Source organism: Photobacterium sp. DA100 (assembly GCF_029223585.1).
Classification (GTDB): domain Bacteria; phylum Pseudomonadota; class Gammaproteobacteria; order Enterobacterales; family Vibrionaceae; genus Photobacterium.
Window position 1 is genome coordinate 1540490 of sequence record NZ_CP119424.1, and the last position, 20210, is coordinate 1560699.

Annotated in this window: 16 protein-coding genes and 1 pseudogene; 8 read left to right on the forward strand and 9 right to left on the reverse strand. The window is 47.9% G+C overall.

The genetic code is table 11. The features are described 5' to 3' along the window. Positions 1-32: 32 nt before the first annotated feature. A pseudogene (locus tag PTW35_RS24670) lies at positions 33-1466 on the forward strand (chitinase); the annotation flags it as partial. Positions 1467-1543: 77 nt separating this feature from the next. On the opposite strand, the gene PTW35_RS24675 reads toward PTW35_RS24670, so the two are convergent. Together PTW35_RS24675 and PTW35_RS24680 are read right to left on the reverse strand one after the other, a co-directional pair. Further along, entirely contained in the window at positions 1544-1921 is a 378-nt protein-coding gene (locus PTW35_RS24675; protein ID WP_044620717.1) for a RidA family protein, read from the reverse strand. Between the two features lie 182 nt (positions 1922-2103). Next, positions 2104-3000 (reverse strand): LysR substrate-binding domain-containing protein, encoded by an 897-nt coding sequence (locus PTW35_RS24680; RefSeq protein ID WP_281027890.1) that lies wholly within the window; start codon positions 2998-3000, stop codon positions 2104-2106. Between the two features lie 180 nt (positions 3001-3180). Between PTW35_RS24680 and PTW35_RS24685 the strand changes: the two genes are divergently transcribed. Beyond that, on the forward strand, positions 3181-4095 hold the full coding sequence (locus PTW35_RS24685) for a DMT family transporter (protein ID WP_044621834.1): 915 nt from the start codon (positions 3181-3183) through the stop codon (positions 4093-4095). Between the two features lie 46 nt (positions 4096-4141). Here PTW35_RS24685 and PTW35_RS24690 read toward each other — a convergent pair whose 3' ends face one another. Then, entirely contained in the window at positions 4142-5161 is a 1020-nt protein-coding gene (locus PTW35_RS24690) for a bile acid:sodium symporter family protein (RefSeq protein ID WP_082060440.1), read from the reverse strand. A 198-nt stretch (positions 5162-5359) separates the two neighbouring features. Here PTW35_RS24690 and PTW35_RS24695 point away from each other — a divergent pair, with 198 nt between their 5' ends. Next, positions 5360-6166: a helix-turn-helix transcriptional regulator gene (locus PTW35_RS24695; protein WP_281027891.1), complete on the forward strand. Its 807-nt coding sequence runs from the start codon at positions 5360-5362 to the stop codon at positions 6164-6166. A gap of 90 nt (positions 6167-6256) precedes the next feature. Beyond that, positions 6257-6754 carry an SRPBCC domain-containing protein gene (locus tag PTW35_RS24700; protein WP_281027892.1) on the forward strand — a complete coding sequence of 166 codons (498 nt, stop codon included), beginning with the start codon at positions 6257-6259 and terminating at the stop codon, positions 6752-6754. 67 nt (positions 6755-6821) lie between these two features. Here PTW35_RS24700 and PTW35_RS24705 read toward each other — a convergent pair whose 3' ends face one another. After that, a complete protein-coding gene (locus tag PTW35_RS24705) occupies positions 6822-7721 on the reverse strand; it encodes a LysR family transcriptional regulator (RefSeq protein WP_281027893.1) in 900 nt (299 codons plus the stop codon). A 128-nt stretch (positions 7722-7849) separates the two neighbouring features. Here PTW35_RS24705 and PTW35_RS24710 point away from each other — a divergent pair, with 128 nt between their 5' ends. Together PTW35_RS24710 and PTW35_RS24715 are read left to right on the forward strand one after the other, a co-directional pair. Next, positions 7850-8158, forward strand: a complete 309-nt coding sequence (locus tag PTW35_RS24710) for a monooxygenase (protein WP_044620711.1) — start codon at positions 7850-7852, stop codon at positions 8156-8158. A 7-nt stretch (positions 8159-8165) separates the two neighbouring features. Further along, positions 8166-8537, forward strand: a complete 372-nt coding sequence (locus tag PTW35_RS24715) for a hypothetical protein (protein ID WP_281027894.1) — start codon at positions 8166-8168, stop codon at positions 8535-8537. Positions 8538-8689: 152 nt separating this feature from the next. Here PTW35_RS24715 and yghU read toward each other — a convergent pair whose 3' ends face one another. Continuing rightward, entirely contained in the window at positions 8690-9556 is an 867-nt protein-coding gene (gene yghU, locus PTW35_RS24720) for a glutathione-dependent disulfide-bond oxidoreductase (protein WP_281027895.1), read from the reverse strand. A 288-nt stretch (positions 9557-9844) separates the two neighbouring features. Between yghU and PTW35_RS24725 the strand changes: the two genes are divergently transcribed. Next, positions 9845-10846, forward strand: a complete 1002-nt coding sequence (locus tag PTW35_RS24725; protein WP_044620708.1) for a substrate-binding domain-containing protein — start codon at positions 9845-9847, stop codon at positions 10844-10846. A gap of 52 nt (positions 10847-10898) precedes the next feature. Here PTW35_RS24725 and PTW35_RS24730 read toward each other — a convergent pair whose 3' ends face one another. The 4 genes from PTW35_RS24730 to PTW35_RS24745 all read right to left on the reverse strand — a co-directional run bounded on the left by PTW35_RS24730 (position 10899) and on the right by PTW35_RS24745 (position 17985). Further along, entirely contained in the window at positions 10899-12476 is a 1578-nt protein-coding gene (locus tag PTW35_RS24730) for a glycoside hydrolase (RefSeq protein WP_281027896.1), read from the reverse strand. 45 nt (positions 12477-12521) lie between these two features. Beyond that, a complete protein-coding gene (locus PTW35_RS24735; RefSeq protein WP_281027897.1) occupies positions 12522-13484 on the reverse strand; it encodes a hypothetical protein in 963 nt (320 codons plus the stop codon). 22 nt (positions 13485-13506) lie between these two features. Beyond that, positions 13507-14859 (reverse strand): melibiose:sodium transporter MelB, encoded by a 1353-nt coding sequence (gene melB, locus PTW35_RS24740; protein ID WP_044620705.1) that lies wholly within the window; start codon positions 14857-14859, stop codon positions 13507-13509. Positions 14860-14928: 69 nt separating this feature from the next. Beyond that, positions 14929-17985 (reverse strand): beta-galactosidase, encoded by a 3057-nt coding sequence (locus PTW35_RS24745; protein WP_044620704.1) that lies wholly within the window; start codon positions 17983-17985, stop codon positions 14929-14931. A 755-nt stretch (positions 17986-18740) separates the two neighbouring features. On the opposite strand from PTW35_RS24745, the gene PTW35_RS24750 reads away from it, so the two are divergent. Further along, positions 18741-20207: a DUF1800 family protein gene (locus PTW35_RS24750; protein ID WP_281027898.1), complete on the forward strand. Its 1467-nt coding sequence runs from the start codon at positions 18741-18743 to the stop codon at positions 20205-20207. Positions 20208-20210 lie beyond the last annotated feature (3 nt).

Genomic DNA, 20210 nt, shown 5'->3' on the forward strand with positions numbered 1-20210 from the left:
GAGACTTAATTCTGAATTAAAGGAATAATGACATGTTGAAAAAGAACACTCTCGTTGCCCTGATAGGCTGCGCGATGACCGCCAGCAGCTTTGCTATGACTATCGAGCCGGATCCGAATACCCCAGGAGGCTATCTTGTCTTGCGCGCCGATGTACTGGCCACAGAGCAAGCTAAAACGGCTGATCCCATGTATGACATCTGGGCCAAGGCTCTGACTACCCTGCCCAATGACAAGGTGGAGGCCATCCTACCGGGCTTGGCTTCGAACCCGGCCAATGTGATCCGCGCCGAGAAAGTTTTTCCGGAAACTGAGTGGCACTACCTCACCCAGATGGCTGCCCCAGAATACACCTATACCCGATTCCTTCGAGCTATCGGTAAATTTCCAGCATTCTGTGGTGATTACACCGACGGGCGCGACGCCGACGCCATCTGCAAGAAGTCCATCATAACGGCATTCGCCCACTTTGCTCAGGAGACCGGCGGGCATATCGCCGTCGATAATACCTGGGATAACCCGCTCGGGCTGGAAGAATGGCAGCAAGCACTTGTGCATGTCCGCGAAATGGGATGGTCGGAAGGGCAACCGGGCTATACCACCGGCTGTGGCCAGAATGACTGGCAAAATAAAAAATGGCCATGCGCCGAGAACCAGGGTTACTTTGGCCGCGGTGCCAAGCAGTTGTCCTATCACTTCAACTATGGTGCCTTCTCTGAAGTCATGTTCGACGGCGATGCGACCGTACTACTCAATAACCCCGGCCTCGTCGCAGATTCCTGGCTTAACTTGGCTTCTGCCATCTGGTTCTTCATGACACCCCAGGCCCCTAAGCCTGCCATGCTCCATGTGATCGACCGGACATGGGTGCCTTCGCAGCGCGAGATCGATGCTGGCATCGGCTATGGATTTGGTACCACCATCAACATCATCAATGGCGGGATAGAGTGTGGCGAGCATAATGCTGATAAGGGGCAACCGGTAAACCGCATCCGTTACTGGGAAGGGCTATCCAACCACTATCAAATCGAAGTCCCCGCCGATGAGAAGAACACCTGCTGGCAACAAACTCCGTATGCCAGCTTGAACCTTCAAGGGGCAACCGATGTCCTTTATACCAACTGGGACGGTGACTGGACTTATCATGCCGACCGCCCTGGTGGCGTATCGTTCGAGTGTAAGCTGGTAGGCTACCAGACGGCTTACTCTGCTTTGGTTGAAGGGGATTACGAACTGTGCGTCTCCAACTTCTATGAGTCACACGCTAACTGGCCGGCAGTGAAGATTGTAGATCAACTGGACCCCGTTGATCCGCCGGAGCCACCTGTCGATGGCGACTTCCCTGCCTGGGATGTCACCAAAGTCTATCTGACCGGCGACAAAGTCAGCTACAAAGGCGCTAACTATGAAGCGAAATGGTGGTCTCAGGGCAACGAGCCGACCCAAGGCGATCCTTGGAAGCAGATTTAATTTTCAGTCTCAGCTCAAACAAACGCCCACCAACCGGTGGGCGTTTCAATGCAAGTTGGCGCTACATAAGAGGATTACCCCTTCACAGCGATCACTTCAATTTCTACTTTCGCATCAAGTGGCAGGCGAGCCACTTCCACACAGCTACGGGCTGGGCAGTTTTCACCAAAAAATGCCGCGTAAACTTCATTGACCGTTGCAAAATCGTTCAAATCCTTGACAAACACAGTCGCCTTCACGATATCCGCTTTAGTCATTCCGGCTTCGTTCACAATGGCTTCCACATTGGCCAGTGACTGTTTAGCCTGTGCTGCTACATCTTCTGGCATGGTGTTTGTTTCTGGATTCAAAGGAAGTTGGCCCGAGGTGATCAGCATATTGCCGAAGTGCTTACCTTGTACATATGGGCCAACAGCCGCTGGGGCATTCACGGTATTGATTGTTTGAGTCATCGTATTTTCCTTTTTGCGGTACTGGACTTAGTAAACATCAGTGGCGTCTTCACTAAGCCCTCATCTTGGATAGAAATATACCCAGCAACCAGGAGAATTTGTTTTCTTTGTTCTCTGCAAATTGTTTGAAAAGTGGAATATTTTTCTCCTACTAATCGTAACGCGTTAATTGCTATTCACTGTTAGGCCGCCCCAAATTGCGTTCGAAACCAGTTTCTCAAAGTAAGCACACTCTCTTCTCTGAGCTTTTCCGGCAAACAGACAAAATAGAATTCCTGATGAGGGTTCAATACCGGTTCGCCAACCTGTACCAGCATATTGTGCTTGATGTCATCCCGCACGAACTGTTTGTGGGTGATCAAGACCCCTAACCTTCTTATTGTTGCCTGTACCGCTTGCACCGAAGCGCTAAAGGTTAAGTTTTTCTGTTGGCTTGGCACCGCTAACTGATGGTGTTCACACCACACTTGCCAGTCATTTTGCCGACGTGGATTGGTCGCAAAAATAGCCGGGTATTTCGCCAATAGCTGTTGGGGCGTTGCCTGTTGGTTTCCTTCCAACAGGTGCGGGCTGCACACCATAATGAGTTCATCGTCACCCAGCTTTTCACAGTAATAGTCCTGCCACTCATCGGTCGTGCCGTGGAGCAAAGCCACATCAACCCCCTCCCTCTCCAAGTCAAAGGCATGGATGATGTTGGAAATACGGATATCAATATGCGGAGCGTATACGTTGAAGTCAGGAACGCGGGGGATCCACCAATGCAGCGCCAGGGAGTTGACCATATTCAAGGTAATACGATTACCTTGTGGCTTACGGGCAATCGCCTCACTGGCTTCGACAATCTGAGCCAAGGCTGGTGCGACTTTGCGGTAATACTTGCGCCCCACCGAGTTGAGCTCTACCCGCCGCCCGACCCGACGGAACAAACTTACATCAAGCTGAGCTTCCAAAGCCTTTATCGCTTGGCTAACGGCTGAATGACTAACACTCAATAACTCGGCAGCTTCCGTCATACTGCCGGTTTCTGCGACAGCGACAAATGCATAAATTGATTTTAGGGGAACCAGCTTTCTCATATGTAAGTTTTTCTAACAATTTCAGTCAGTATTACTCGCTTTTTTCCATCGTACAAGCAACCTAAAATCAAACCATATAAAGCCCTGGCGCAGTTCCAGTACTCAAAGGCATTCATGGCCAAAACCAGCCCTACCAGTAAAAAATACTGCCCTTTTTATTTAGAATTGGAGAACAAACACATGCCCACAGACCTCAGGCCTGTTCTTTTCATGCTGATCTCTACTTTGAGTCTGTCGCTCAATGGCCTAATGGGAAAATTACTGACTGACAGTTTCAGCATCGAAGTGCTCGGTTTCCTGAGATTCTTCCTTCCCGCTACAATCATGCTCTTGATGCTTAAAGCATCCGGCTGGGTTGTTCCTAATAAACACAATAGCCGTCCCATTATCATTCGTGCTCTGTGCGTAGTCGGTAGCCAGCTCTGTTTTCTGGCAACGTTGAACAATTTGACCTTGGTTGAAAGTGTGGTGCTATTCAGTACCGGGCCATTATTTATTCCAGTGTTAGAAAAACTGATGTATCGCACGCCTATTCAGGGTATCACTTTAATGTGTCTGACAATGACATTTTGCGGTGTACTGCTTCAGGCCGGAAATCCAGCAGGAATAGAATTACGGCCTGAGCTGCTCGTTGGCCTGGCTGCCGGTGGGTTCAATGCCCTCTCTCAAGTAACCTTGTTCAAGGGAGCTAAATCGGATTTGCCACCAGCGGCCCTTAATGGATGGTGCTTTATGCTGGCAGCATTCATCATACTCCCTGTCGCCACTATCAAGGTTTTCTCCGCTGGTAGCCTGCTGGTTGCCTCCAACCCTTTTGACAGCAATACGCTGATGGTACTACTCGCAACACTGGCAATTAGCATAGTCAGTACCCAAATGTTTCGCGCCAAAGCCTATAAGCTGGCCTTCTCTGGCTCCCAGTTGGCACCTCTGATTTTCACCAATTTGTTGTTTGCACTCATTTGGCAAGTGAGCTTTTTTGATGAAACCCTCAGCATAAATAAGGTGGCAGGAATTAGCCTCATCGCTCTGGCGACGGCCATCAATACCTTTGCCCCCAAATGGCTCCAGCAACACCGAGCAGCCGCTCACTAGAAAAATCCCCGGCAGGTACACTCCCGGGGATTGCCAGTGCGAGCCATTATCTCACTTTAGCTGGTTGAGAAGCCGCCTGCACTTCATCACTGGCCTTGGCGTAGCGATTAGCCAGAATGGCACAGTAGAAGATCTGGATTTGGTGGTAGAACATAATCGGCAGCAGCATCATACCCAGCATAGGGTTGGCACCAAAAATCACTTTCGCCATCGGCACCCCGGCTGCCAAGGTTTTCTTGGTACCACAAAACACAGCGGCAATTTCATCTTCCCGGCTAAAACCGGCCTTGCGGGCAATCCACTGCATGCTATGCACCACCACCAACAAGATTAACGTGGCTGCTAACAGCGTCATGGCCAAAGTACTAAAGGCAAAATCTGTCCAGATACCGTCCTTGACTGAATCGCTGAAGGCGTTGAAAACGATAAGCAGGATCACCCACTTGTCGATTTTGTTGATGACTGCCTTGCGCTTTTCCAAGAAGCGAAGCAGTACCGGGCGCAGCAACTGGCCGACAATCATTGGCAGCAGCAGCATGGACGAAATCGATACCACGGTATCAACAACGTCCATCTCGACCCCATCCATCCCCATAAACCACTGGATCAATAACGGCGTGATCAATACCCCCAGCACACTGGACAAAGATGCGTTGAAGATTGCCCCCGGGACATTGCCTTTCGCGGCGCTGGTCATGGCAACCGAGGAAGAAATCGTGCTCGGCAGGACAAACAGGTAGCAAAAGCCAAAGGCCAGCGCCGCCGGCATCAAGGCATGGAAGATATTGCCGAAAATCAGCCAGAGCAGAGGGTAAGCGACAAAGGTTGCGCTCTGAACGAAGATATGCAGCTTCCAGTTGGTGATACCCGCCCTGATCGCCTGCGGCGACAGGCCAATACCATGGAGGAAAAAGATAACGGCAATCCCCACGGCGGTCACTTTATCCAAATGGAGTACCCCACCCGACTGCCCGACCGAGGGCATCACTGCAGCGAGCGCCACCGCAATCAGCATTCCCGTTAGAAACCATTCTTTTCTAAAGTAATTTATTACTTGTTCAATCACTTGACTCACCTTTCATACCAAACTTCAACCTTCCCCACCTCAGCGAGATTGATGTGGCAACATGCCATCGGTTGGCAACTGTACGGTAATAGGATACGCTGGTCATGATTTCCTGCTATCGCAAATAAGATAACTTTTATCGGTAACAGGACAAAGCAACCTAAATTTTTATTCGCCAACCAAGATGGAAGGCTCGGCATGAGCAAGCAGACAAGCATCAAACTCCAGAGGCAGTACCGGCCAGTACCTTCGCTATCGGCACTTCCCCGCCCGGTCTATGCCCGTGTCGAAAACTGGCAGCAGTCGGGCAGCCAGACCCACTGGCATAGCCATGACTGGGGGCAATGGTCTTATGCCGTTGAAGGCATGCTCATCGTCCATACCCAGCAAGGCCAATATGTTGCTCCGCCACAGTTTGCGATTTGGATCCCCGAGGGAATCGAGCACAAAGTGATTTCCAACGGCGCCGCGCAAATGCGCAGCCTGTATATCGAGACCAGTTCGCTCGCCGAAATAGAGTGGCGCAGTCCTAGGGTGTGCAGTATTACACCTTTGGTCCGTGAACTGACTCTCCAGTTCTGCACTCTTCCGGCCAATTATGATTGTGGCGGTGCTGATGGCCGATTGGCACAGGTGCTGATCGACCAAATTGCCTGTCTGCCACCCGCATCGACCCAATTAACCATGCCCAGCGATAAGCGACTTACTACGCTTTCCGAGCACCTCCAGCAGCACCCAGAAGAGCCAAGGGACATCGAGCAGCTCGGCGAGCTCGTTGGTTTGTCAGGACGAAGTGTCAGCCGGCTATTCAAGCAGCAAACCGGACTGACCTTCCAGCAGTGGCGCCAGAGGGCGAGACTGTTAGAAGCATTGAACAAGCTGGAGTCGGGCCATGCCGTCACCCGCGTCGCCCTAGAATGTGGTTACGACTCCGTGTCTGCGTTTGTTTCTATATTCAAAAAACAATTTGGTGTGACCCCGGGAAAATACCTGCGCCGAGAATAACGATTCGCTCGCGGCCATTGCGGCAGCCAACTAGTGCAAACACGCTATTCGTATTAGTCTTTAAAGACCTTACAGTAAAAGGCGCTGACAATGACGACCAGCAAGGAAATCCATTGGCCTGAATATTACCACCCAAAGAATGCGCAATTGCATGTCAGAAACAAAACGCTCATTTCCGCCGAGGCCGAAACCATCTGGTCATGTCTCATCCATGCCCCATGCTGGCCGCAATGGGGACGAGCCCAAACCTCGGTTCAGATCCTCAATGGCGATGGTGTGGAGCTGCACAAGGGCACAATCTTTCGCTGGAAAGCCCGCACCCTGCACTTTGATTGTACGGTGGTAGAGTATCTCCCCCATAAGCGGATCGCCTGGAAAGGCAAATGCGGTGATGTCGACATGTACCATGCTTGGCTGCTGGAGCCCACCGACAAGGGCTGCCTTATCTTGACTGAGTCGACCCAACGCGGCGGCATGACTTGGCTGACCAAGTTTTTCACCAGCCGCAATATCCATTCCTACCACCGCAGATGGCTGGATGAACTCAAGCAGCAACCAGAGTGCAAAAAACACAAAAAACAAGACTAACAATGGCCGAGATACACAAACTCGATATTGAATAGCAGCCGTCTGAGTTTAATCCAGAGAAGGTTTGTCAGTTGAGCCTTTTTCTACCTGCATTCAGCAACATATCATAGAAACATTTTGCTGCCGGGCCTGTTTTCACGCCTTTGGGTAAAGTCAGGTGCAACGGCACTTGATAACGTTCGGCGTTTTCTATGCTGAGTACTACCATGCTGTCACCAGCACGGCTTTTTACGATGTGCTCTGGTAAACGACAGAATCCCACCCCCTGCTCAACGGCTCGAAAAGCATGGTCGAAATTATCGACCGTGATTCGCTGGCGAGATTTCAACCAGCCAATATCTTGCTTACTGTTTCTATCACGTTCACCGCCTAAATCACGGACCACAATCTGGCTGGTGGTAGAGAGATCGCCAAAGCAAAGTGACGTTTTTTGTGCCAGAGGATGATGTGTAGCGATAACTGGAACCATGGAAATCACCCCAAAAGCTTCAGCAGGGTAGTTGGTAACCGGCAGATTAATGATAGCGATGTCCGCTTGCTCGCTAGTAACCATTTCTTGGGTCTTAGACAGCGAGGTTTCCACAACCTGAATCGACGTCGTGCTGTTTTGCGACAAGTATTCCGCCATCGGGTGATATAGCCATGCCGGATCACAAAGGTGATCGATAGCAATCGTGATTTCAGACTCTATCCCTTTGGCTATCTGTTCGCTCATCACCTCCAAATCACGCGCCTGCTCAAGCATGGCATTGGCCCTGCGCAGTAACGCCTGCCCCTCCTCCGTGAGAACGGCCCTTCGCTTTTGCACTTCTACCAATGAAACCCCTAATTGTTCTTCGAGTTTTTTCACCGCATAGATAAGCGTGGTATGGCTTTTGTTCAAGTTGGTGGCCGCTGCCTGAATACTGCCAGCACGATCAATCTCCTGCAGCGTCAGCCATTGATCGAGAGTGGTCTTTAATCTCATATGTCTAAATATTCCACATTTACCCGCAATATTATGAACTTTTCTGTTGGTTTTTTATAGATCAGAATGATCCCACAATTTAAAACGAAGCCGATGAAGCTGGCTTGTTCCAATGTGGAGATATAACAATGGCGAAACTACTACAGGTTGATTTTGAGTTTAGCGGTCCGTTTGGTAAAGAACTGTCCAGTGCATTAGCTGGCCTTGCCGAGTCAATTAACAATGAACCGGGCATGATCTGGAAGATCTGGACAGAGAGTGAAAACGATCAGCTAGGTGGCGGTATCTATCTGTTTGAAGACCAAGCGAGTGCACAGACATACCTAGATATGCACACAGCTCGTTTACAGCAAATGGGGATCAATAAAGTTCGGGGGAAGATTTTTGACATCAACCAACCGCTAACCTCAATAAATGAAGGCCCGGTCAATCAGTGAGGCAACGATGAACAACAAAACCTTTTTAACTCTGCATGGCGCAATTTACCTCGTCTTTGCCCTGGCGCTGTTCTTTGTACCTGGCCTAATGTGGCCAATGTATGGTGTCGAGCTCAATGACCAATATGCGTATTTCCTCTCGCAGCATACCAGTATCTTTCTCGGCGGAATCGCCGCAGTCAGCCTGATGCTCAGAGACATTGCGCCCAGTGCAGTGGCAAGAAGACTGTTTGCCGCTTTACTGGTCAACAACGCTCTCGGTGCCATAATTACTGTTTATGCTGGCGTTAAAGGGATATTTACTGGCTTCGGCTGGAGCGATCCCGCTTTCTTTACCCTGCTTTCAGTACTGAGCTACCTACAACTGAAAAAACAGTAGGCTATCACCCTCGTTGCCGAGCACATATGCTCACAGCATAAACGCTTTGACCATCGAACCCACTACCTTTTCGGTAGTGGGCAGCCCCAAGGAGACAGCGGTTCGCAAGCAAGAGTAACACCTTCACCATCATCGGTACTTGCAAGCATTATTTAAGATGAAGAAGGCTTCAGCGCCAGCACCTCATCAATATCACTTGCGCTGTGGCGTTCTGCCACCTGCTCCCACTCTTCCCCCCAGGTGCGGTTGACCATTCGGCCCCGCTGGACAGCTGGACGAACCTCGATTTCTTTCGCCCAACGTACGACATGGGTGTACTGCTCGACTTGGAGAAATTCCGCCGCATCATACAGCTTGCCAAGCACCAGATTGCCATACCACGGCCAGATTGCCATATCGGCGATAGAATACTCATCACCGGCCACAAAGGCGTTGTCTGCAAGCTGCTTGTCGAGTACATCAAGCTGGCGCTTGGCTTCCATGGCAAAGCGATCAATTGGATATTCAAGTTTCATTGGCGCATAGGCATAGAAATGGCCAAAACCGCCACCGAGATATGGTGCAGAGCCCTGTAGCCAGAACAGCCAATTCATCACCTTTGTTTTGGCGTCGAGCTGTTGGGGAAGGAAATGGCCAAACTTCTCAGCCAGATAAAGCAAGATTGCCCCAGACTCAAACACATTAATCGGCTTTTCTACCGAGTAGTCGACCAGCGCGGGAATTTTAGAATTGGGGTTGACCTCGACAAACCCAGATGAAAACTGCTCACCATCGCCGATGCGCACCAAATGCGCATCATACTCGGCTTCTGATACCCCAGCAGCCAGCAACTCCTCCAGCATGATGGTGACCTTCTGGCCATTCGGCGTACCCATCGAGTAAAGCTGCAAGGGGTGAGAGCCGATAGGCAAATCCTGCTCATACCTGGCCCCTGCATCAGGCCGGTTGATACTCGCCCACTCTCCCCCATTTTCATTGTCGTACGTCCATACTTCAGGCGGGTTATATTCAGCCCCCATACGCTCATCCTCGCTTGCTTAATAGCACAACACCCAACTCAGCAATATCACCGCAACCGCCGCACCATTTGCCGTCGCTTAACACAACCGTTGGCCAAGTGTTTAGCATAACGCAAAACTCTTGATTTGCTATCCGCAGTCAAAGCGATTGAGAGACTCGGCTTTAACAAACAAACACCAGCCGACAACATGTGAAATGAGATTTGATTCTGAGGAAGATAAGTATAGTTGCATCCCTTTTATGATATACTTTCAGCCCTTTAGCAAATCGAATAAGCAAGTTTCACCATGGCAAATATCAGAGATGTCGCAAAAGAAGCCAATGTTTCCGTCGCTACTGTTTCTAGGGTAATCAACAGGCTGCCACACACTAGCAAGACAGCGATTAAAGCGGTTAATGAGGCGATGAAAAAGCTTGGCTATAACCCGACAGAAAAAAGCAAGTCTTCCAATGCCCACTCTGCGCATTCCATTGGTGTCTTAGTTGCCGATGTATCGAATTCATTTTATGGTTTGATGGTAAAAGCGGTCGATAAAGTGGCAAGGGAGCAAAAGCGCCAGATCCTCATCAGCCATGGTTACCATAATGCAGACTATGAGCGTGAAGCGATAGAACTGCTGGTTAAAAATCGCTGTGAATCTCTCGTTGTGCATGCCAAGGGCTTAAGTGATGAAGAACTCATCAAGTTTGCCGATCAAATCCCTGGCTTGGTGATCATCAACCGTCATATACCCGCCATAGCCGACCGTTGTATTTCACTCGATAATGTCAAAGGCAGCTATCAAGCAGTGAGCTACCTTATTCAGCAAGGCCATAAGAATATTGGCTATCTTGCATCAAGCCATAACATTGATGATTCCATTGACAGAAAAGCAGGCTTTAGACAAGCGCTGGTAGATAATAACCTCAAGTACTCCGATGCCTTAGTTGTGTCAGGCGAGCCCGATGAAGCCGGAGGAGCGGAGGCGATGAGTAACCTGCTCGCTAAGAACCTGCCAATTACTGCAGTAGCAACCTACAACGATTTTATGGCCGCCGGCGCTATTTCAGTCCTGAGAGCCAATAATATTCGTGTGCCGGAAGACATCTCAATTATCGGTTATGACGATGCCGGAATTGCGACCTACCTTCAGCCACAACTGACAACAGTCCGCTATCCAATTCAAATCATGGCTGAGCAAGCAGCGATGCTGGCAATCGAGTTGGCATCAATGCAAACGCCCGATGATGCGGCAAACAATGTCTATATTCCGACCTTAGTTCCAAGAGACTCTGTCGCCAAACAATAAAAAAAGTCCGCTATTTGATAGCGGACTTTTTATTAACTGGCAGTACTAGTGGTTATAGCGTTGCCACGAAAGTGACTGTCGAACGCGGAGGTACGACATACTCGGCGTCTTTCTTCGCCAGGGCGACTTCTTCGAGATCGTATTCCTTGTTCGTTACGTAAGTTGTCAGTTGGCTGATTTTGGCCTCGTTGCCAATATCAAGATCCACACCTTCCGCTGTATCTCCCATATTGACCATCACAACGACCAACTCTTTGCCTTGTGGTGAAAGATAGGCTGACGCCATAAGCCCTTTCAAATCATCATAGCCACCAAGCTCCACTCGTTGATAGCCTGGACGGATGAATCGGCTGTAGTTACCCACAGTCCACATCATTTTGGAATCTTGAACCGTATTAGCATCAAGCGAAGGCGCAATTTTCACCATACCATCTTTATAATCGTAAGGGGTCAGACCCAGCCACCAATGCCAAGCCGATGCATTCAACCTGGTTAGGTCGCGGTGAATGATCCTGCCGACATGCAATGCGTAGTCCATGTCATTGACATCAAAACCATGACCGTCAAAATCACGGACGCCGCCCGCGCCGCCAAGAATACTCATTTCACTCATCCAGATTTGGGCATCTGGCGATACTGCCTTGACGTTGTCGTAGGTCATATCACGCAGTTTACCGAGGCGATCTGACCAACCATCAGAGAAATAGCCATGCAACGAGATCTGGTTGCCGATAATATCGCGGATTTCCTCATCACCAAGTAATTCATCAATATAGTTGCGGTATAAACCGACCCCACGAGAATTCATTCCATTGGTCTGCGATGAGCCATTAAAGTTGCGTTTATAGGAGTCGCGCAATGCCGCGGTGTATTCCACAACCTCACCACCATCGATATGGATATCGGCACGCAGCCCTGCATCGGTTAGCTTCTTATCCAAGCTTCGATAAACCGCTTTCACTTCCTTCATGTTATAGCGGTTCCCCTCTTGGGTTTGCCCCTCCCATTCCCATGTTGGCTCGTTAATCGGACTGATATAGTTCACCGGCACGCCCACTTCATCACTGCGAAGGTAAGTCAGCACATCAACAAGGAAGTCTGAAAAATCATCAACATGCTCTGGTTTTAGGTTTGTTGAACCCACACCATCTGCCGCTGTCGGGTGCGCCAGGCCATTTTTGGTCAAGTAATACGGTGGGCTATTTGAAAACGCGATAAAGTTATTCACGCCCCGCTGGTGAGCCTCTTGCATGAAGCGGATTTGACCTCGCTGCTTAGTTGGGTCGATCTCACCACCTTGCTCAGGAACGAGTAGCTCGGCCCGACGTAATGGGTCACGGATGAAGCTCTCCGCGCCCTGCTCTGCACTACCTGCACCGATATTAAAACGCCATGCTGATAAGCCAATACCTTTATCAGTGGAAAACAACATATCAGCTAGGTTAGCAATCGCCTGTTCATTGCCTTCAGACTGCCATTTGTTAATCGCAGGGTTGATAGACCAGGCATCCGACGCTCCGAAACTGTGGATGGTCTGCTTAGTGTCATTAATATCAATATCGAGCGTTGAAGCAAAGCCAGGTGCAGACAGTACTGAAGCAACTGCCATGGACAATAATAATTTTTTCATTTTTTATCTCGGGTACTATTTATTTTCAATGAAGAGCATCATGTATTAAAAGCTACGACGATAGGCCAACTTTACGAAAAAGTAGTCATCCGTCCACTGCTGCTGATTCCAATCATTCTCGAAGTTCTCTTTATCTTCCGTTTGATAATAGGTTTCAAATAATAGTTTTGATTTATCGTCGAGCTTATAATCTCCCCATAAACCAGCACGTATTCTCAGCTCATCCTTATTCCCGTAGCCCACACTTTCGGCTTCACGATGGAACGTGTAGCGCACAAAAGGGGTTAATGTCAGATCATTGAATCTTTGGGTATAATTTACGCGTAGCTGCCATTCAACTCGCTTATTTTCTTCCCAGTACCGATTATCATCACCATAATCATTCTGCTTGCTTACTTCACTGTATAGCGTTGTTTGTAACGTTTTATCCCAAGACAGATGGGTGCGCAGGCCAAAATCTAGCTCATGGTAGTAGTCCCAGTAGTCCTCTCTGCGATCGTTATTGGCAGGATCTTGGCAACCGTTCTCACCGACACAATCCTCTCCTCGAGGGCGATTGTGGGTGCCGACAGGAGCAATAAACCCGTCAAGGATCAGTTCGTAGTCCTCGGCTAGGCGATACGCCATGTTATTGTAGAATCTATATTCGGTACGACGCGTATCATTGGCATACATCTCGTTACGTATTTGAAATTTCGGTCCCCACCAAAGACCAATATCTTCGTACCATTCAGACAAGCCAATTGCTAGATCCTGACGGGCACGGTTATTCCAAGTTCGCTCATCACTCTGGTCCATATGACGATAACTAAAGTTAGCGTATAAAAACAACGATGAATCATCGACTGGATTAAATTCGAAGGCAACGTATGGCACATGGTTCGTACGCTGAGGCTGGTCCCCCCAATCTTCATATTCACTACCGATTTCAACATAAGCCGAATATGCAGATGTCGATGCAAGTAACGAAGCACAAGCTAAAAGTGTAGGGCTACTAAGGTGTTTCATAATTTTCCCTTTATATTGTTATTTATACTGCTGTAATTTTTTCAACGACCATACGCTGGTATTCGCCGTTTAACTTATATGTTTTGACGTAGATAAATGCACTCATTGCGACCAACAATGTCGGAATACCAATCATCAAGATGCGCAAGCCAAGAATTGTTTCAGCTGCCTGCTCAACATTCGGAACGTAGCCAATCATGGTAAGTCCGATACCCACGAAAAAGCCTGACAGGGCCCCGGCGAATTTCACCAACATAGTCTGAACCGAGAAGATAATACTTTCGCTGCGGTGGCCAGTTTTATACTCACCATAATCCACAACATCTGCCAGCATAACCGTTGAAAGACCATTGGATAGACCGCCACCGAATTTCAATGCCGCACCGGCGACACCAACCAAAATGCCATTTTCTGGCGCGAACAGGCCAGTAAAAATAAGTACTACGCTACAGAGCATTGGGAAGCCACATGCCACCAACCACATATGCTTTCGATTAATGATGTTACACAAGCGAGGGAATAAAAATACACCGGCAATTTCAGCCACACCCGAAAGTAGTGCAAACATCGGGAATAAGTCTTCTCGACCAATAGCATAAGTAAAGTAGTAAATAGCAAATCCACCAACCAGCTGGATGGCAATATTAAAACTTAAGACAACGCCGATGAGAGATTTAAGCTGGTCGTTTTCACTAATAATCTTCTTCACATCATGAAGACTAAATTTTTCGGTGGTAACTTTTTTATCTTTTATGACTTCTTTGACATTAAAGAAAGTAATGAGCGCACTGGCAATAAACGCAACGACAATTGCAAGACTCAAGTATAAAAAGCCACTGCCTTTGTCTTCACCACCAAAGAAACCAACCACATAGAGGCCATAAGTACCCATTAACATCCAAGCAAAGCTGGCAAACAGGCGCGGCCATACCACCAGCCTTTCACGCTCTGCCCGTTCTTTCGACATGGATGGAATCATCGACCAGTATGGAATATCCATGATGGTATAGGTAATACCCCAGAGTATATAGGTAACCGTGGCGTAGACATATAAAGCCATCCCCTCAAAGTAATGGGTGCTAAACACCATCACCAGAAATACCGAGTTGACTAAGGTGCCAATGACAATCCAAGGCCTAAATTTACCAAATCGTGAACGGGTATTATCTACCACCATTCCCATAATAGGGTCTGTTACGGCATCAACAAACCTGGCGACTAAAAATAGCGTACCGACAAATGCCGCAGGAATACCAGCAACATCGGTATAATAAAACATCAGGAATATATAAATAATCGAACAAGCAAAGTCTTTACCTAAAGCCCCTAAGCCATAAGACACTTTAGTTTTTAACGATATTACGCCTTCAGACATAATGTAACCTTTGTTATATGGATTGAAAATACGCCTGCCTATTTCTAGGCAGGCAGTTTTGTTTATTTATTATTTCAAAGTGATAGCCCACTGATATTCAGGCTGTTCTAGTCGATATTTCGGTAGTACACTCGGCGTCCAAGAATCATCACCGCCAAGCCCCATATGGAAACCATCAATATACACATACAAGCCATCATGCGGCTGAAGCTCGAAGGTATGTTTGGCTTCGGCTAATTGCTGTTGTCCATATTTCGAGACACTGAAATGGAATTGCCCACCAACTTCGACCGTACCAAGCTGCAGGCTGGTACAATCGCAGCGCAACCCATTATCGCTAGGGAAAATATATGGCGTATGCATCTGTGTTAATGGCTGTAGCCAACGGCCAATGTCAGCACTTGCCTTGCGATCCGGGTAATTCTCGTGAGGACCCCGCCCTTGCCACATGACTTGCTCAGGTGCGGTATTCAAGCGCATCACGGCGCCTATACGCGGCATCGGAGGCAAAGCCGGATCCAATTTGACATCAATATTTACTCTCACCTCACCATTCCCGACAAAATGCCATGTCCAGCAGGTAGTGATTAACAAGTTGCCCTTGCTCGAGTAGCCATGATGGGCAATCACTTCACCTCGCTCTGGCAAAACCTCCAGTGACAGACAACGATGGCTCAAGTCAAACAGTCCAGCCTGCTGCCAACGAACCACCCAGGCATTTGGGTCTTGGTAGTCCACTTCACTGATACCGATATCATTATCTATTGGAGCGCGGAAGAAATTGTCAACCAAAGGTGAAAAGAGCTGCGGTACCTGATCCTTCTCCCACTGCGTGAGCAAACCTGTCGATTTACAAATCTCCCAACTCTGCCCTGCCGACATCACTTGCCAGCTTGTCTCTGTTTCGGTAAAAGCAGCATTGCTTGAGCTCTTAGACACGGCAAGTTCACTCGGCAACTTCTTAGGCAGAGCACATTGATGCTGGGCAACCGTATGGTTCGCTGGCGACCAACGGGTTTCACCGCGTTGCACCACCGAAATATCAAGGTAGGCTTGCTGAGACATATCAACAGACTGCTCGGCCAGCACATATTCACCACAGCTATTTGGTGCCAGATGCAAGTCCTGCTCACCCGCTGTAATTACTTCACCTTCGCTATGGATTTTCCATGAAAGGTAATGGTCAGCTGTTGCCACAAATAAGTGCTCGCTGTGCACCTTGACAGTAAGTGGCTGGAAACTAACAACCTCAAACTGGAAAGGCTGGTGTACTCGCTTGGCCTCAAGTAGTGAAGGGTGAGGAGTGCGGTCGGGGAATACCAGGCCATTAATGCAGAACTGGCGGTCATTGATTTCATCACCGAAATCCCCCCCATAAGCCCAGTACTGCAGGCCATCATCACTGGTTTTTTCCAAGCCCTGATCGACCCAGTCCCAAATAAAGCCGCCCTGAAGACGCTTGTGTTTCCTAAAGCAGTCCCAGTATTCCTTATAGCCCCCTAAGCTATTACCCATCGCATGGGAGTACTCACAAAGAATAATTGGCCGGTTTTCATTTGGTAACCCCACCCACTTTTCTAGAGACCACTTGGGATCATCGCTATGACCTTGCTCTTGATCGCGGTCGGTTCTCGCATACATTGGGCAAATAATATCGGTCGCGGCGGTATCGGAGCCTCCTCCCTCATATTGGATCGGGCGGGATGGGTCACGACGTTTAGTCCACTGGTACATCGCATCATGAGCAGCACCATAGCCAGACTCATTGCCTAGCGACCAGATAATAATGCAGGGGTGATTGTAATCCCGCTGTACCATGCGGATCATACGTTCAAGAAACGCATTCGCCCAGAGAGGATCATCGGCCAGATACCTCATTGGAGAAACACCATGGGTTTCAATATTCGCTTCATCAATTACATACAACCCCAGTCGATCGCAAAGGGAGTATAGGCCTGGCTGATGAGGATAATGAGAACAACGTACTGCATTAAAGTTATTCTGCTTCATCAACTTAAGATCGTGCTCAACCATTGCTAACGGCTCAGCATGGCCTTTGGTCGGATGATGTTCATGCTTATTGACGCCGCGGATCACCAATGGCTTACCGTTCAGGCACAGTTGCCCATCCAGCACTTCAACCTTTCGGAAACCCACGTCATAAGCTTCACTTTCGACATCACCGCCAACTGGATCAACCAAGGTTACAACCACACGATACAGGTTAGGCTGTTCCGCGCTCCACTTTTGAGGATTGCTAACGTCTAATTTGAGCATGCATCGGTCTTTGTATGCTCCCCTTTCATCGATTGGCTTCGTTCCCATCACCATGCTTTGGGTCACAACGACACAGTCATCGCTATCGTAAAGCGTGGCGCGAACCGAGTGATTATCAGCACAGTTAGCCTGTACCTCGACTTTCAAGCTGCCATCAAGGTAATTGGCATCTAAGTCGGGGGTAACATTGACGTCTGATATATGGGATAACGGTTTATTGAGCAGTTTTACTGAGCGGAAAATACCGCTCAACCACCACATGTCCTGCCCTTCCATATAGCTACCATCACACCAACGCATAACCATTACAGCAAGGGTGTTAGTTCCTTCAATCAAGTAAGACGACAGGTCAAATTCAGCTGGCAAACGACTGTCTTGAGAATAGCCAACCCAGCGCCCATTACACCAAAGTGAGAACGCACTATTTACCCCATCAAACACGATGCGTGTTTGTGTTTTCTCCTGCCAGCCTGATGGCACGTTAAAGGTTCGATAGTAACAACCTGTTGGATTGTCTTCCGGCACAAGAGGAGGGTTACACGGAAAAGGGTATTTTACATTGGTATAAATCGGGCGGTCGTATCCTTGCAGCTGCCAGTTACCTGGAACAGTAATTTTACTGCTCTCTGCGAGACCTTGCTTATGCCATTGTTCCGGAACACTTTCTGGCGATTCGAACAGCGCAAAATCCCATTCACCATCGAGCGGCATTACGGATGAGCTGGATGAATCTTTCAATGCTGCTTGCTCGGAGCGCCAGCTAAATAAAGGGGCATGCCCTTTCAAGCGGTTGATCCCCGTCACTTCTGGCGACTGCCAAATTTTATGTCCTGTCGTATTTAACATCATACTGCCTAATTAATACCGAATGAAACTTGCAAGAATACTAACCACATACCGGAACAAAAGAAGTGATCAACCGCACATAACTGTAACTGTTACAGTAAAATATTCATTGAGCAGCAAATAAAGCACAGTCACGTAATCAAGAAAAAAACACACAAACGAATACAAAACAATCAATTACCACATCAAAAAGCCATAAAAAGCACAAATAATCGACAAACATGCTGTTCTTTCCATTCCAGACATCATGGCACTTGGGATATTGAAGCCAAGCCACAAACTGATACCACAGGAGGTGTTACAGTTTTTGTTACAGTGATTGTTGCAGGATAAGTGTTACATCACATCGAGGTAATACCCTAGGCTTCTAAATCAGATCTCGATGGGGCAAGAGGCAGTAGTACCAGCAATTGCTACCCAGAACAGCCCCTAAACAACAATGAAAAGAATGGAGTGGCATGTCATCGTCACTATCAACCGTAGATAACGATTAATTACCACAAACAATGGCTCTGCTATTCCTGGTTATTTTAGTTTTCATGAAGTCGTTACCTCCAATAACTTGCTTACTCAAGAATGTTAGTGATAGGTAAATTCATTAATGTACAAGTAATTCTGGAAATAATTTCTCACTTATATATCGACGTTCTTTCTATCACTTTCGCAATTGATATATTTACATACATAAAAGCAATAATAGCTAGCAAATACAGCTTGTTCACTAATCAATATATTAAATATATACGCTAGGAAAAGTAATGGCAGAACATTATAGTCAAGCTTATCGGACACTAGTACAAAGTACTTTTGGTCCAACCGAAAGTGATATAAATAACTTTATCTCATGCTCAAGTGTTTCAGAATGGGTTGAAAGCCAAAAAAAACTAACTCCGACTTCATGGCAAAGTCTTTTCGAGTACCAGCAAGAAAACCATTCTAAGCCCGGTTGGACTGACGTCCACCTGAATTGTAGTTGGATGTACATGACCGTTGAAAAGAAAGATATTTTACGTCAGCGTATCGCCTATATCTTCACGCAGTTATTCGTTGTCAGCAAAAGAGTACCGACCTTAAGCAGCCATGATAAGAAAGTTGCTTTTGCTCATTACTATGACCAATTAGCCAATAATTGCCTCGGCACGTTCAGAACCACGCTTGGTGCTATGGCTCAGCACGCGGTCATGGGTGAGTTTTTAACTTACCGAGATAACAACTATGTCGAAGGAAAAAGCCCTGATGAGAACTTTGCCCGTGAGATTTTACAGCTCTTCACCATAGGGCCATATTTACTCAACCTGGATGGAACACCTGTAATGGACAACCTTGGTCGAGAAGCCCCAAGTTATAGCCAGCAAGACATTGAAAACTTAGCCCGCGTATTTACCGGCTGGAAGCTTGATGACAGTGACTGGCTCAAGCCGATGATCGATAGCGGGACGCACGATCCTGACAGTAAAAGTGTATTTGGATTGGAAATCCCTGCCGGATTGAGTGCCAAAGATGAAATGCATCTGGTGCTGGATATGCTCAGCAGCCACCCAAACACCGCACCATTTATTGCCAAATTTTTCATCAAAAAAATGGTCACTGCAAATCCGAGTCCGGACTACGTCAAACGGGTTGCGACAGAATTTAACCGTACCAACGGCGACATGTCGGCCACTATCACCGCGATTCTAGATGATCAAGAAGCGCAGCTCGTGGGCGGAAAATATGGTGGAAAACTGCGTGAACCAGAAATTGTATTTATCCACGCACACCGTGCTTTGGGCATGCAGCGAAAAACGGGGCAATTAATTTGGGATAATTTGTATTCATGGCGTGGGCAGCGTTTCTGGCCAATGGCTGCACCATCGGTATTTTACTATTACCAACCAGATGACTCGCCGACTGACGGTAATTTCGATAATCATGCTAGTCCTGAATTTGCCGTTTATAACTGGATAGATTGCCACTACTACCATGACCAAATTCGTCGGGCTTGTCATCAACACGGAATAGAGTATGACTTTTCTGAGCTCAAATCCTTATTCGAAAACTTCGAGGATGATGCACTGATTGATAAACTCGATCAGCAGCTATTTGGCTATACCATGCCAGAAAAAGTTCGGTCAGCTGTACGCAAGTACCTCATAGCAACACCCAGCAACCGAAATAGCAATACCAGACTGTGGCAGCTATTTATCCAATTAATCTTTTCACCTACATTTCACACCCAGGGTTAAGCT

Coding starts and splice junctions, on each gene's coding strand:
- PTW35_RS24735 (WP_281027897.1), bottom strand. CDS start 13,484: ATGAAACACCTTAGTAGCCCTACACTTTTAGCTTGTGCTTCGTTACTT.
- PTW35_RS24710 (WP_044620711.1), top strand. CDS start 7,850: ATGGCGAAACTACTACAGGTTGATTTTGAGTTTAGCGGTCCGTTTGGT.
- melB (WP_044620705.1), bottom strand. CDS start 14,859: ATGTCTGAAGGCGTAATATCGTTAAAAACTAAAGTGTCTTATGGCTTA.
- PTW35_RS24685 (WP_044621834.1), top strand. CDS start 3,181: ATGCCCACAGACCTCAGGCCTGTTCTTTTCATGCTGATCTCTACTTTG.
- PTW35_RS24750 (WP_281027898.1), top strand. CDS start 18,741: ATGGCAGAACATTATAGTCAAGCTTATCGGACACTAGTACAAAGTACT.
- PTW35_RS24700 (WP_281027892.1), top strand. CDS start 6,257: ATGACGACCAGCAAGGAAATCCATTGGCCTGAATATTACCACCCAAAG.
- yghU (WP_281027895.1), bottom strand. CDS start 9,556: ATGGGGGCTGAATATAACCCGCCTGAAGTATGGACGTACGACAATGAA.
- PTW35_RS24675 (WP_044620717.1), bottom strand. CDS start 1,921: ATGACTCAAACAATCAATACCGTGAATGCCCCAGCGGCTGTTGGCCCA.
- PTW35_RS24695 (WP_281027891.1), top strand. CDS start 5,360: ATGAGCAAGCAGACAAGCATCAAACTCCAGAGGCAGTACCGGCCAGTA.
- PTW35_RS24745 (WP_044620704.1), bottom strand. CDS start 17,985: ATGATGTTAAATACGACAGGACATAAAATTTGGCAGTCGCCAGAAGTG.
- PTW35_RS24730 (WP_281027896.1), bottom strand. CDS start 12,476: ATGAAAAAATTATTATTGTCCATGGCAGTTGCTTCAGTACTGTCTGCA.
- PTW35_RS24680 (WP_281027890.1), bottom strand. CDS start 3,000: ATGAGAAAGCTGGTTCCCCTAAAATCAATTTATGCATTTGTCGCTGTC.
- PTW35_RS24715 (WP_281027894.1), top strand. CDS start 8,166: ATGAACAACAAAACCTTTTTAACTCTGCATGGCGCAATTTACCTCGTC.
- PTW35_RS24705 (WP_281027893.1), bottom strand. CDS start 7,721: ATGAGATTAAAGACCACTCTCGATCAATGGCTGACGCTGCAGGAGATT.
- PTW35_RS24725 (WP_044620708.1), top strand. CDS start 9,845: ATGGCAAATATCAGAGATGTCGCAAAAGAAGCCAATGTTTCCGTCGCT.